The sequence below is a fragment of the Streptomyces sp. NPDC032198 genome, from assembly GCF_040636975.1.
In the GTDB taxonomy this organism is placed as follows: Bacteria; Actinomycetota; Actinomycetes; order Streptomycetales; family Streptomycetaceae; genus Streptomyces.
The window spans coordinates 12,468-25,397 of the sequence record NZ_JBEZVL010000025.1; the positions used below are offsets into that span (position 1 = coordinate 12,468).

At 72.1% G+C, this 12,930-nt stretch carries 11 protein-coding genes; 9 read left to right on the forward strand and 2 right to left on the reverse strand.

Going from position 1 to position 12,930, the window contains the following annotated elements:
* The first annotated feature begins 209 nt into the window (after nt 1–209).
* From AB0E78_RS40695 to AB0E78_RS40720, 6 genes are all read left to right on the forward strand, one after another.
* Nucleotides 210–965, forward strand: coding sequence for a redox-sensing transcriptional repressor Rex (locus tag AB0E78_RS40695; protein WP_160506462.1), 756 nt, complete (start codon nt 210–212; stop codon nt 963–965).
* Nucleotides 962–2,713 (forward strand): glutamyl-tRNA reductase, encoded by a 1,752-nt coding sequence (locus AB0E78_RS40700; RefSeq protein ID WP_361844393.1) that lies wholly within the window; start codon nt 962–964, stop codon nt 2,711–2,713. The genes AB0E78_RS40695 and AB0E78_RS40700 overlap by 4 nt, the downstream gene beginning before the upstream one ends.
* A complete protein-coding gene (gene hemC / locus AB0E78_RS40705; protein ID WP_361844395.1) occupies nt 2,710–3,669 on the forward strand; it encodes a hydroxymethylbilane synthase in 960 nt (319 codons plus the stop codon). Before AB0E78_RS40700 ends, hemC begins: the two co-directional genes overlap by 4 nt.
* Nucleotides 3,666–5,324: a bifunctional uroporphyrinogen-III C-methyltransferase/uroporphyrinogen-III synthase gene (locus AB0E78_RS40710; RefSeq protein ID WP_361844397.1), complete on the forward strand. Its 1,659-nt coding sequence runs from the start codon at nt 3,666–3,668 to the stop codon at nt 5,322–5,324. Before hemC ends, AB0E78_RS40710 begins: the two co-directional genes overlap by 4 nt.
* Before the next feature lie 143 nt (nt 5,325–5,467).
* Complete coding sequence (hemB, locus tag AB0E78_RS40715) at nt 5,468–6,457, forward strand: porphobilinogen synthase (RefSeq protein ID WP_361844399.1); 990 nt, start codon at nt 5,468–5,470, stop codon at nt 6,455–6,457.
* A 108-nt stretch (nt 6,458–6,565) separates the two neighbouring features.
* A complete protein-coding gene (locus AB0E78_RS40720) occupies nt 6,566–7,543 on the forward strand; it encodes a zinc-binding dehydrogenase (RefSeq protein ID WP_361844402.1) in 978 nt (325 codons plus the stop codon).
* Here the strand turns inward: AB0E78_RS40720 and AB0E78_RS40725 are convergent.
* Nucleotides 7,540–8,499: an NAD(P)-binding domain-containing protein gene (locus AB0E78_RS40725; RefSeq protein ID WP_361844404.1), complete on the reverse strand. Its 960-nt coding sequence runs from the start codon at nt 8,497–8,499 to the stop codon at nt 7,540–7,542. The genes AB0E78_RS40720 and AB0E78_RS40725 overlap by 4 nt on opposite strands.
* A gap of 264 nt (nt 8,500–8,763) precedes the next feature.
* On the opposite strand from AB0E78_RS40725, the gene AB0E78_RS40730 reads away from it, so the two are divergent.
* Nucleotides 8,764–9,318 carry a DUF4232 domain-containing protein gene (locus AB0E78_RS40730; RefSeq protein WP_361844407.1) on the forward strand — a complete coding sequence of 185 codons (555 nt, stop codon included), beginning with the start codon at nt 8,764–8,766 and terminating at the stop codon, nt 9,316–9,318.
* Nucleotides 9,319–9,376: 58 nt separating this feature from the next.
* Here the strand turns inward: AB0E78_RS40730 and AB0E78_RS40735 are convergent, their stop codons facing one another.
* Nucleotides 9,377–9,907: a DUF4232 domain-containing protein gene (locus tag AB0E78_RS40735; protein ID WP_361844409.1), complete on the reverse strand. Its 531-nt coding sequence runs from the start codon at nt 9,905–9,907 to the stop codon at nt 9,377–9,379.
* Between the two features lie 192 nt (nt 9,908–10,099).
* On the opposite strand from AB0E78_RS40735, the gene AB0E78_RS40740 reads away from it, so the two are divergent.
* Together AB0E78_RS40740 and AB0E78_RS40745 are read left to right on the forward strand one after the other, a co-directional pair.
* Nucleotides 10,100–11,536, forward strand: a complete 1,437-nt coding sequence (locus AB0E78_RS40740) for a helix-turn-helix transcriptional regulator (RefSeq protein WP_361844412.1) — start codon at nt 10,100–10,102, stop codon at nt 11,534–11,536.
* A gap of 84 nt (nt 11,537–11,620) precedes the next feature.
* Entirely contained in the window at nt 11,621–12,859 is a 1,239-nt protein-coding gene (locus AB0E78_RS40745) for a PLP-dependent aminotransferase family protein (RefSeq protein WP_361844415.1), read from the forward strand.
* Nucleotides 12,860–12,930 lie beyond the last annotated feature (71 nt).

Consider the following 12,930-nt stretch of genomic DNA (forward strand, 5'->3'; position numbering starts at 1 on the left):
GTGCGGTTTTGCCCCCATCAAATGAGCAACGCCGCCGCCTGTGCGCTGGTTCCAGAAACGCGCGCCGGGGGCGCGTGACCCCGGTCACGTTGGCCGGGCAAATCGGACACCATCTTTGTGCACGCGTTCACAAAGACATAGCCTGCATTCGACGGGGCGGTCTGGGGACGTGTGACCGCCTGCAGCCCCGCTCTACCCGCAGGAGCACCGTGGCAACTGGCCGAACTCACCGACCGGCGACCCGCAGCCGAGGGATTCCCGAGGCCACCGTCGCCAGGCTTCCGCTGTACCTCCGAGCCCTCACCGCACTGTCGGAGCGCTCGGTGCCCACGGTCTCCTCCGAGGAGCTCGCGGCCGCCGCGGGGGTCAACTCCGCGAAGCTGCGCAAGGACTTCTCCTACCTCGGCTCCTACGGGACGCGTGGTGTCGGCTACGACGTCGAGTACCTCGTCTACCAGATCTCCCGCGAGCTCGGCCTGACGCAGGACTGGCCCGTCGTGATCGTCGGCATCGGTAACCTCGGCGCGGCCCTCGCCAATTACGGCGGGTTCGCCTCGCGCGGCTTCCGGGTCGCCGCCCTGATCGACGCCGACCCGGCGATGGCGGGCACGCCCGTCGCGGGCATGCCGGTGCAGCACACGGACGACCTCGAGAAGATCATCAGTGACAACGGCGTCTCCATCGGCGTCATCTCGACCCCGGCGGGCGCCGCCCAGCAGGTCTGCGAGCGGCTCGTCGCCGCCGGTGTGACCTCGATCCTGAACTTCGCGCCCACCGTTCTCTCCGTGCCCGATGGCGTCGACGTACGCAAGGTGGACCTCTCCATCGAGCTGCAGATCCTCGCCTTCCACGAGCAGCGCAAGGCCGGCGAGGAAGCCGCGGCCGACGGTGCCGTGCCGCCCGCCGCCGCCAAGCAGCAGCGCAAAGGACCCGACGGGGACGTCCCCGCCGTGATGCCGGCATGAGTCTCCTCGTCGTGGGGCTGAGTCATCGCAGCGCTCCGGTGAGCGTGCTCGAACGGGCCGCCCTGACCGCCGACGCCCAGGCCAAGCTCCTGCAGGACGTCCTGGCCGCCGAGCCCGCCGCCGAAGCGGCGGTGCTCGCCACCTGCAACCGCATCGAGCTGTACGCCGACGTGGACAAGTTCCACGCGGGCGTCGCCGAGCTGTCGACCCTGCTCGCGCAGCACAGCGGCGTGGGCCTGGAAGAGCTCACTCCTTATCTCTACGTCCACTACGAGGACCGAGCCGTCCACCACCTGTTCTCGGTGGCCTGCGGCCTGGACTCGATGGTCGTCGGCGAGGGGCAGATCCTCGGCCAGATCAAGGACGCCCTCGCACGCTCCCAGGAGCTGCACACCGCGGGCCGCCTCCTCAACGACCTGTTCCAGCAGGCCCTGCGGGTCGGCAAGCGCGCGCACTCGGAGACCGGCATCGACCGGGCCGGGCAGTCGCTCGTGACCTTCGGCCTCGAACAGCTCGCCGGGCGCGAGCCGGTCGAGACCTGGGCCAAGGGCAAGCGCGCCCTGGTCATCGGCGCGGGCTCCATGTCCTCGCTCGCCGCGGCGACGCTCGCACGCGCCGGGGTCCACGAGGTCGTCGTCGCCAACCGCACCCTCGACCGGGCGCAGCGCCTGGCCGCCCTGCTCGGAGAGCAATATGGACACAGCCTGGCCGAGGGCGGCACGGGCACCGTCGCCCGCGCCGTTCCGATGGACCAGGTGGCGGCCGAACTGACACGTGCAGATGTCGCCGTCTCCTGCACCGGAGCGACCGGCCTCGTCCTGACGGCCGACGCCGTCGCGGCGGGCGTGGCCGACCGCACGGGCGCCCCCGTCACCGTGGGTGCGCCGCGCGTGCCCGCCGCGGACACGTCTTCGGCGGCTCCGGCCGCCGCGCACGGCACCGACACCGACGAGGCCTGCCCGCTCGGGCTCTCCGGCGACGGGACCGTGGGCCGCGGGGTCGGGTTCTCCGTCATGGGCGAGGACGCCGTGGCCGGAATGGACGCCGCGACGCTGGAGCAGCACGCCGCCTGGGTGGACAACGCGCCCGCCGTGCGCCGTGACGACCCGCAGAGCGAGGCCGACACCATCGCCGCGCTCGCCGCGGCCGTGGCCGCCGGTGGACGCGTGCCCGAGAACCGCCGCCGTCCCTCGCTCGTCGAGACGGGCAACGTCCTGCTCGCCCTGCTCGACCTGGCCATGCCCCGCGACATCGACGGCGCCGTGCACCGCATCGACGGCGTACGCCTCGTCGACATCGAGTCGCTCGCCGAGGCCTCCGCGGACGCCCCGATGGCCGACGACGTGGAGCGGGTCCGCGCGATCGTCTCCGACGAGGTCGCCGCCTTCGGCGCCGCACAGCGGGCCGCGCACATCACGCCGACCGTGGTCGCCCTGCGCACCATGGCCGCCGACGTCGTCGCGAACGAGATCGCGCGGCTCGACGGACGGCTCCCCGGACTTCCGGAGAAGGAGCGCGCGGAGATCACCCAGACCGTCCGCCGCGTCGTCGACAAGCTGCTCCACGCACCCACCGTGCGGGTCAAGCAGCTGGCCAGCGAGCCCGGCGGCGCCGGGTACGCGGACGCGCTGCGCACCCTCTTCGACCTCGACCCGCAGACGGTCGCCGCCGTCAGCAGGGCCGACAAGATCAATGAATCCACCGATCACAACGCACCACAAACAGATCCGAATCGAGGCCGGGCATGACCGAGAGGGCACTCAGGCTCGGGACACGGCGCAGCAAGCTGGCCATGGCCCAGTCCGGGCAAGTGGCCGACACAGTGAGCACGTTGACCGGCCGCCGCGTAGAGCTCGTGGAGATCACGACGTACGGCGATACGTCCCGTGAGCAGCTCGCACAGATCGGCGGCACCGGCGTCTTCGTGACCGCCCTGCGCGACGCGCTGCTCGGCGGCGAGGTCGACTTCGCCGTCCACTCGCTGAAGGACCTGCCGACCGCGCAGCCCGAGGACCTGGCCCTGGCCGCCGTCCCGCTGCGCGAGGACCCCCGCGACGTGCTCATCGCGCGCGACGGGATGACCTTCCCGGAGCTTCCGAGCGGCGCGCGCATCGGCACGGGCTCGCCCCGTCGCATGGCGCAGCTCAACGCCTACGCCCGCAACCACGGACTCGCCATAGAGACCGTGCCGATCCGCGGGAACATCGACACCCGCATCGGGTTCGTGCACAAGGGCGAGCTCGATGCCGTCGTACTCGCCGCCGCCGGGCTCCACCGCGTCGGCAGGATCGACGAGGTGACCGACTTCCTGTCGGTCGACACAGTTCTGCCCGCCCCCGGCCAGGGGGCACTGGCGATCGAATGTGTCGCGTCCAACGCGTCACTGACCGCCGCGCTCGCCGAGCTCGATGACCCGTACACCCGGGCCGCCGTGACCGCCGAGCGATCCCTGCTCGCCGCCCTGGAGGCCGGCTGCAGCGCACCTGTGGGTGCGTTGGCCGACCTGCTGGCCGACGGGCAGATTGTCAAGGAAATGCGCCTGCGCGGCGTCGTCGGGGCAACCGACGGCTCGACGCTGGTGCAGCTGTCCACCACCGGTCCCGTGCCCGAGACGCATGACCAAGCCTTGGCGCTCGGCCGCGAACTCGCTGCCGAGATGCTTGCCAAGGGCGCGGCCGGTCTGATGGGGGAGCGAGCACTTTGAGCCCCACCTCGAACCTTCCCGGCCTTCCCGCACACGGGCACGTCACCTTCCTGGGTGCCGGACCCGGCGATCCGGGACTACTTACGCTGCGCGCCGTAGAGGCGCTGGCCCGAGCGGACGTGCTGATCGCCGAGCCGGATGTGCTCGACGTCGTGCGCGCGCATGCCAGGGGAGGTGTGGACACACCTCAGCCAGGGGCAGTTGACGACGCGTCAGCGATCGCCGGAGCGTCGTCTTTGCGAGCCGCCACCAATCTTGTCATGGAGGCGGCACGGAGCGGCAAGCGGGTCGTACGTGCCGTCAGCGGCGACGTCGGCCTCGACACGTACGCGGCCGAGGAGATGCTCGCCTGCGCCGCCGAGGGCATCTCCTTCGAAGTCGTGCCCGGCATCGCGGCGGCGGTCGGTGTACCCGCCTACGCGGGTGTTCCGCTGCGCGACGCCCAGGGCACGGACGTGCGCTTCGTCGACGCGCGCACCGCGTCCGACCGCTGCTGGAGCGAGGTGGGGGCGTCCGACGGGACCGTGGTCGTGTCGACCTCCCTGGACTCCGTGGCCGCGGCCGCCGGTGAACTGGTGTCGTCCGGACGCAAGCCGGACACCCCGATGACGGTGACGATCGCCGGTACGACGACGCGTCAGCGCACCTGGCAGGCCACCCTCGGCACCATTGCGCAGGTCCTCAAGCAGGCGAAGGTGCTGCCCTCGCCCGACGGAGGCCGGCCCGTCATAGCCGTGGTCGGTGAGCGGTCCGCCGCCGCCCAGCGCGACCAGCTCTCCTGGTTCGAGTCGAAGCCGCTCTTCGGGTGGCGGGTGCTCGTGCCGCGGACGAAGGAGCAGGCGGCCTCGCTCTCCGACCAGCTGAGCTCCTACGGCGCGGTGCCGCACGAGGTGCCGACCATCGCCGTGGAGCCGCCCCGCACGCCCCAGCAGATGGAGCGCGCGGTCAAGGGACTCGTCACCGGTCGCTACGAGTGGATCGCCTTCACCAGCGTCAACGCCGTCAAGGCGGTGCGCGAGAAGTTCGAGGAGTACGGGCTCGACGCGCGTGCCTTCGCCGGGATCAAGGTCGCGGCCGTGGGCGAGCAGACCGCTGCCGCGCTCGTCGCCTTCGGAGTGAAGCCCGACCTGGTGCCCAGCGGTGAGCAGTCGGCCGCCGGTCTCCTGGAGGACTGGCCGCCGTACGACCCGGTCTTCGACCCGATCGACCGCGTCTTCCTGCCGCGCGCCGACATCGCCACGGAGACGCTGGTCGCCGGGCTCATCGATCTCGGGTGGGAGGTCGACGACGTGACCGCCTACCGGACGGTGCGTGCGTCGCCGCCCCCGGCGGACACGCGTGAGGCGATCAAGGGCGGCGGCTTCGACGCCGTGCTCTTCACCTCCTCGTCGACCGTGCGGAACCTCGTCGGCATCGCCGGCAAGCCGCACAACGTGACCGTCATCGCCTGTATCGGCCCCGCCACCGCCAAGACCGCGGAGGAGCACGGGCTCCGGGTGGACGTGATGGCTCCGGAGCCTTCGGTGCACAAGCTGGCCGAGGCCCTGGCGGAGTTCGGCACGAGACGCCGGACGGCTGCGCTCGAAGCGGGGGATCCTGTGACCCGGCCGAGTGAGCGGCGCCCGGGTTCCCGCCGGAGGCGTACGGCACCGTAGCCTTCGGCAGGGCGGGCCCGGCGTACCGTTCATCACCGGCTTCGCCGAGTTCGTCCTCAAACGCCGGACGGGCCAGTAACTTCCCCGGCCCCGGCTGAGATCCTCAGCCGGGGCCGGAGTCTTTTCGTGAGGTGAGAGAGACAGTGACCAAGTACGGATCCTTCCCCGGGGCACGGCCCCGCCGGCTGCGGACCACTCCCGCGATGCGGCGCATGGTCGCGCAGACGCGGCTGCATCCGGCCGACCTGATCCTCCCCGCGTTCGTGCGCGAGGACATCAGCGCCCCCGTGGAGATCGGCGCCATGCCCGGTGTCGTCCAGCACACCCGCGACAGCCTGAAGAAGGCCGCCGTCGAGGCGATGGAGGCCGGGGTCTCCGGGATCATGCTCTTCGGCGTTCCGGAGGAGTCGAAGAAGGACGCAGCCGGGACCGTCGGCACCGACCCGGACGGGATCCTGCAGGTCGCGCTGCGCGATGTGCGCGCCGAGGTGGGCGACGATCTCATCGTCATGTCCGACCTGTGCCTCGACGAGTTCACCGACCACGGGCACTGCGGTGTCCTCGACTCCGAGGGGCGCGTCGACAACGACGCCACCCTGGAGCGGTACGCCGAGATGGCGCAGGTCCAGGCCGACGCGGGCGCCCACGTGGTGGGCCCCAGCGGCATGATGGACGGTCAGATTGGTGTCGTACGCGACGCGTTGGATCAGGTGGGACACGAGGACGTCTCCATCCTCGCGTACACCGTCAAGTACTCGTCCGCGTTCTTCGGCCCCTTCCGCGAGGCCGTCGGTTCGTCCCTGAAGGGCGACCGCAAGACCTACCAGCAGGACCCGGCCAACAGCCGTGAGTCCCTGCGCGAGCTGGCGCTCGACCTCGAAGAGGGCGCCGACATGGTGATGGTGAAGCCCGCGGGCCCCTACCTCGACATCCTCGCGAAGGTCGCCGACGCCGTCGACGTGCCGGTCGCCGCGTACCAGATCTCGGGTGAGTACTCGATGATCGAGGCCGCCGCCGAGCGCGGCTGGATCGACCGGGACCAGGCGATCATGGAGTCGCTGACCGGCATCAAGCGTGCGGGCGCGAACATGATCCTCACGTACTGGGCGACCGAGGTGGCGCGGAAGCTCTGAGGCCCCGCGCGGACCTACGGCTTGACCTCAAGTTTGGTTGAGGTCGCAGGGTGGTGTGCATCGACGTCCGGCGGAGGCTGCCGGCGTCCGACGTTCTGAGGAGGACGTATGCGCGCCGTTGTGCTGCACGAGTTCGGGCCCGCCGAGAACCTGACGTACGAGACCTGGCCCGACCCCGTCGCGGGGCCGGGCCAGGTGCGGATCGCCGTACGGGCGGCGGGAGTTCACTACGTCGAGACCGTCATGCGGCGGGGCGCCGCGAGTGACATGGCGCCACCGCTGCCCGAGCTGCCCGCCGTCTTCGGCGGTGAAGTCGCCGGAGTCGTCGACGCGTTGGGGCCCGGCGTGGATCCCGCGTGGCTGGGGCGGGCCGTCGTGACCCCGCGCAGCGAGCCCGGCGGGTACGCCGAGCTCGTGGTGGCCGACCTCGGGCGGCTGCATGAGGTGCCGGACGGGCTCGGGTACGAGGCCGCCGTGACCATGGTGATGACCGGGGCGACGGCCATGGGGCTGCTGGACATCGCGCGACTCACCCCGGACGACGTGGTGTTGGTGACGTCCGCCGCCGGGGGTGTCGGGCGGCTCGTGGTGCAGTACGCCGGTGCCGTCGGGGCGGTGGTGATCGGCGCCGCCGGCGGGCCCGACAAGGTCGAGGCCGTCTGGGAACTGGGCGCCGACCTCGCCGTCGACTACAACGAGCCCGGCTGGGCGGACGTCGTGCGGGAACGGCTCGACGGGCGCCGGGTGAGCGTCGTCCTCGACGGGGTGGGCGGCGAGAAGTCCGCCGCCGCGTTCGGACTGCTCGGTGACGGCGGGCGCCATGTGGTCATCGGCTGGTCCTCGCAGGAAGGGTTCGAGCCGGACGCGGAGGCCGTGGCGGAGCGGCGGATCTCCGTCACCAACGCACTGGTGCAGCTGATCGAGCACCCCGAGAACGGCCCCGAGCAGCAACGACGGGCCCTGGAGGCCGCCGCCAAGGGGGAGTTGGTGCCCGCGGTGCAGACATTTCCGCTGGCGGACGCGGCGCTGGCCCACGCGGACATGGAGCGGCGCAGGACCACGGGGAAGGTCGTGCTGGTGCCCTAGCCCTGTGTGCTGGCGGCGCCCTGGTCCTGCTTGCTGCCGACGCCCTGGGCCTGCTTGAGCAGGGTGGTCAGGCGGGAGAGGCCGTCCGCCGCGTGGCCCTCGGCGATCGCGCGGTCCAGGAGGCCCTGGAGCGGCCTGAAGAGCTCGTCGCTGACCCCCGCCTGGGCGTACGCCGTAAGGAAGTTGGGGAGCGCGGCCTGGTTGATGCCCAGGGACGAGACGTCCGTGAGGTGCTGCCCGGAGTCCAGCGCCTCGGCCATGCCCGGCACCAGGCCGTCCGTCATGGCGTTGACCCACTCCCTGAGCAGCGGCGCGAACGCGCGGGCCGGTACGCCCGCGCTGCCGATCAGCGCGTACGCCTGGACCACGCCCATCACCATGCCGTACATCCCGGTGAGCAGGGACAGGTCGTACAGCGCGGCGTCGCCGGGATCCCCGCCTACCCACTTGGTGGCGGCGAGCGCTTCCAGCGTGGGGCGGTGCGTGGCGTACGCGGCCTCGTCCGTGCCGCTGTAGAGGATGTACGCGCCGGGCGCCCCGATCATCTGGGGGACGGCCATGATGCCGCCGTCGATGTACGCGATGCCGTGCGCCGCCGCCCAGTCCGCCAACTCCCGCGCCTGGACGGGCGTTCCGTTGGTGAGGTTCACGAGCGTGCGGCCCTTGAGGTGGGCCGCCTCGGGCTCCAGGAGGCCGCGGACGTCGTCGTTGGTCGTGAGGCAGACGATGACGAGGGGCGCGGCCCGGACCGCGTCCTTCGCCGTGGCGGCCGGGGTCGCGCCCTGCGCCACGAGGGGGCCCGTCTTGGCGGCGGTGCGGTTCCACACGGTGGTGGGGTGGCCCGCCTTGAGGAGCGTGGAGGCGAGCGCGGAGCCCATGAGGCCGAGGCCCAGGAGGGTTACGGGGGACTGGGCGGGCAGTGCGTTCTGTGCGTTCTGGGAGTTCTGTGCGGGCATGGCTGTGGGGCTCCGATCGGAGGCGTGGGGTGGGAACGCCTTCGATCCTTGCCGGGTGCGGAGAGGCGGACAAGTACCGACTTTTTTGTGCGTACTTACCAGGAGGTTGGTGAGGGGCGCCGTGGCCGCGCGGGCCCCGGTGTCCCAGGGCGGTGTTCCAGGGAAGTGCCGGTCCCGCAGGTCACGGGGGCGGAACCGTTCCGGCGTTCCAGATCGGCCGGGGTTCCTTGTGCGGGCCGGAACGGGGCTGTTTGGCTCCAGGCCATGAAGTTCACGCGCACCACGACAGGCTCGGTGCTCACCGGGGTCTCCCTTGTCGCCGCGCTCACGCTCACCGCGTGCGACAGCGACGACGGCATGGGCGTGAGGGACGCTTCGGCTTCGGCTTCGGTGGAGACCGGCGGCACGGCGGCCAAGTGCCGCTCCGGCGCGCTGGAGATCACGGCGTCGGACACCGACGTCGACGGCGGTCCCGACGGCATGGTCACGGTGCGCCTGACGAACGGCGGCGGCCGGGACTGCGCGATCTCCGGGTACGCGGACGTCGGCCTGCGGACCGGCGAAGGGCCGCTCTCCGCGAGGCGGAGCGGTGCGTGGACGGGCGCGGATGTCCTCAGGGACGGCGAGTCGGCCGAGTTCCGCATCACCTACCCGCTCGACGAACCGGGCGGCTCCGGTGTCCGCGTCACGGGGCTGCTGGTGACCGTGCCGGACGAGACGCAGGCGGTCACTCTCGACTGGCCCGGTGCCGCCACGCTCCCCGCCACGGAGGGGCCCGGAACCCAGGTCAAGGTCCACCCGATCGAGAAGGTCGCCTGACCTGGGCTCCACCGGCCCCCAAGCCGCCCCTCAGCGAGCGGATCCGGTCAGCGCGGTGTCACCACTGCAGCGCGTCGGACGCCGACGTCTGCCAGTACGTGACGTACGCCGAGTTGTCCACGTACACCCCGTCCTGCGGAAGCTTCGCCGCCGCCGAGCCGCCCACGCTGCCGTTCATCGCGCGGTTCGCGAAGTGGACGCCCAGCTTGTGGGCCTGGTAGCCCTCCGAACCGTCGGGCGATGACGTGCCGATGGCCGCGTAGGCCGTCTGGCCCGGCTCGAGCGTGACGACCGCCTGGGGCGTGCTCTCGTCCAGCCACGGCGTGGCCGCCTGCCCGTCGTCGAAGCGGAGGAACGGGGCGCCGTACGCGTAACAGGTCTTCGTGCCGGTGTTCTTGGCCTTCAGGAGCAGGTGGTTGAGGGGGCGGTCGACCTGGTCCACGGTGACCTTGGTGACGGCCGCGCTGCAGGTGACCGGGGCCGCCTTGGCGGCGGGGGCCGCGGCCGAGGCGACGCTGCCGAGCGCGGTGAGCGAGAGCGCGGCGGCGAGGGCGGCGGCAGCGGCGGTGGCCTTGGTGGTGAGTCGCATGGCTGATCTCTTTCGGTGTGATGCGGGAGACGCGAGCCGCGCCGGGGGACTCCCCGATGCGGCGTGCTTGTATGGCCACAGCTTGTGCGGGGTTCTGTCCCAGCGGCCACTGTGGGACGGCAGTTGGGGATGCCGGGACACTCGGGCGGCCGTGAACTGCGACGACCCCGTTCCATGGAACGGCCGGATGGAATGGGAGAGAACGTGGGGGCGGGCGATCTCGCGGACTTGCTGCGGGAGTTGAAGGAGAGGTCGGGGCTCAGTTACGGGTCCCTGGCCAAGCGGCTGCATGTGTCGACGTCGACGCTGCACCGCTATGTGAACGGATCGGCCGTACCGACGGAGTTCGCTCCGCTGGAGCGGCTCGCCCGTGCGTGCGGGGCCTCGCGGGAGCAGATGGTCGAGGTCCACCGGCGGTGGATTCTGGCCGACGCGTCGAGAGGCGACCGCAAGGAGGGGGAGCCGCCCGCTCGCGGAGCGGCCACTGATCCGGTGAAGGCCCCGGCGGCCGGGACCGCGGCTTCGGGCTCGGACGAGGGTTCCGACGTGGGCCCGGACGTGGGCTCCGACGTGGGACCGTCCGACAGCGCGTCCGACGAGGCCCCCGACATCGTTATCGGCCCGGCCCGCGCCGCGGCGGGCAAGCGCGAGGGGAGGCGTCTGACCAGGGCGCGTGTACTCGTCGCCGCCGGTGCGATTCTCGCGCTCGGGGCCACCGCCGTCGCCGTACAGGCGGCTTCCGGTGACGGAGACCGTGATCGCGACGGCGACCGCGCGGCCGTCAACTCCCCGAGTCCGTACGGCGGCGAGCGGGAGCGGAGCCCGGACGGCTCCGGGTCCGAGTCGCCCTCCGCGAAGGAGTCCGGCAAGGGCAAGCAGGGCGAGGAAGGGACGGGCTCCGACACATCGCGGGGCGACGACAAGGGCGTCGGGGGCGGGACCGGAGGCCCCGCGGCCGGAGACGGCGGCAAGGGCGGGACCGCCACCGGCAAGGGCGCCCCGGTGACCGTGTCCGTCCAGCCCCAGTACTGGGCCGATCCGTGCGGCCACCCCTACCTCGTCAACAAGTCTCCGGGCACCCTCTCACCGCCCCCGAACGAGCAGGACGCCGCCAGCTGGGTGGCCGCGAACGGCGCGGTCTCCGCCCGGGACCAGACCGTGAAGCTGACCGTGCAGGGCAAGGGCAAGGAAACCGTCGTCCTGGAGTCCCTGAACGTCCGCGTCGTCGGAACCAGCGCACCGCTCACGTGGACCAACTACAAGATGGGCTACCTCGGTGTCGGCTGCGGAGGCAATATCCCCCAGCGCTCGTTCGCCGTCAATCTGGACGCGGCGGTGCCCCGCCCGACCCCGCTGGAAGGGGACAGCGGCTTCCCGTACAAGGTGAATTCGAGCGACCCGGAGGCGTTCTTCATCGACGCCACCGCCAACACCCGCTACGTGCGCTGGTACTTGGAGCTCGACTGGTCGAGCGGCACCCGGCACGGCACGGTGCGCATCGACGACACGGGCAAGCCGTTCGCCACGAGCGGCGACAAGGACCGTCCCGTCTACGGGTTCTCGCTCAACAGCAAGAAGTGGACGAAGACGAACCGCGACAACGACGACGTGCCGGACCCGCCGGCGTAGCGGCGGGGGTGCGTCCGTATCCCGGAACAGTGCATGTAGGCGGCATGCAGGTCCTTACGCTGCCGGAAAGCAAAGGAGCCGCAGATGACCGTCACCGACGCCCCCGCCCCTGCCCCCGTCCCCACCGGCCAGTCCCAGGGCCCGGCGCCCGTCCCCGCGTTCGCGGCCCGCGCCGCCGCCGTCGGGGGCTCGCCCGTACGGGACATCCTCGCGGTCACCGCCCGCCCCGAGGTCATCAACTTCGCGGGCGGGCTGCCCGCGCCCGAGCTGTTCGACGCGGTGGGGGTCGCCGCCGCGTTCCAGGCGGTCCTGACGGGGACGCCCGGGACGGCACTGCAGTACTCCACCACGGAGGGCGAGCCCGCTCTCCGTGCCGCGATCGCCGGCCGGACGGCGGCGCGCGGTCTGCCCACTGACGCGGACGGCATCCTCGTCACCACCGGCTCGCAGCAGGCGCTCTCGCTGCTCGCCACGGCACTCGTCGAGCCCGGCGACACCGTCCTCGTCGAAAGCCCCTGCTATCTGGCGGCACTTCAGGCGTTCTCCTTCGCCGGGGCGCACGTCGTCGCCGTACCGGGTGACGACGAAGGCCTCGACCCGGCCGCGCTCGACGGACTCGTCGCCGCGCACCGGCCGAAGCTCCTCTACACCGTCCCCACCTTCCAGAACCCGACGGGCCGCACGCTGCCCGCCGGACGGCGCGCGGAGATCGCCGCCGTGGCCGCCCGGCGCGGGCTGTGGATCGTCGAGGACGACCCGTACGGGGAGCTGCGGTTCGAGGGCGAGCGGGTGCCGTGGATCGCGACGTACCCCGGGGCCGAGGACCGCACGGTGCTGCTCGGCAGCTTCTCCAAGGTCATGGCACCCGGCCTGCGCCTCGGCTGGATGCGAGGGCCCGCGGCCTCGCTGCGGGCCTGCGCCATCGCCAAGCAGGCCGCGGATCTGCACACGCCGACCGTCAACCAGCTCGCGGCGGCGCGGTACTTGGCGGACAACGACCTCGACGCGCACGTGGCCCGGGTCGCGGACGCGTACGCGAAGCGGCGCGACGCCATGCTCGCGGGGCTCGGCGCGGCGCTGCCCGAGGGGTCGAGCTGGATCCGGCCCGAGGGCGGCATGTTCATCTGGGCGAAGCTGCCCGAGGGGTACGACACCACCGCGCTGCTGCCGGAGGTCGTCAAGCACGACGTGGCGTACGTTCCCGGGGCGCCGTTCTACGCGGGGGAGCCGGACGTCGCCACCCTGCGGATGTGCTTCGTGACGCAGACGCCCGAGGAGATCGCGGAGGGGCTTGGGAGGCTGGGGGAGGCGCTTGGGGGGTAGCCGCGGGCTGCCCCCGGCAGGGGTGAGGCCCCGGACCCTTACGGGCTGCGGGGCCTCACCCCGTACGACGA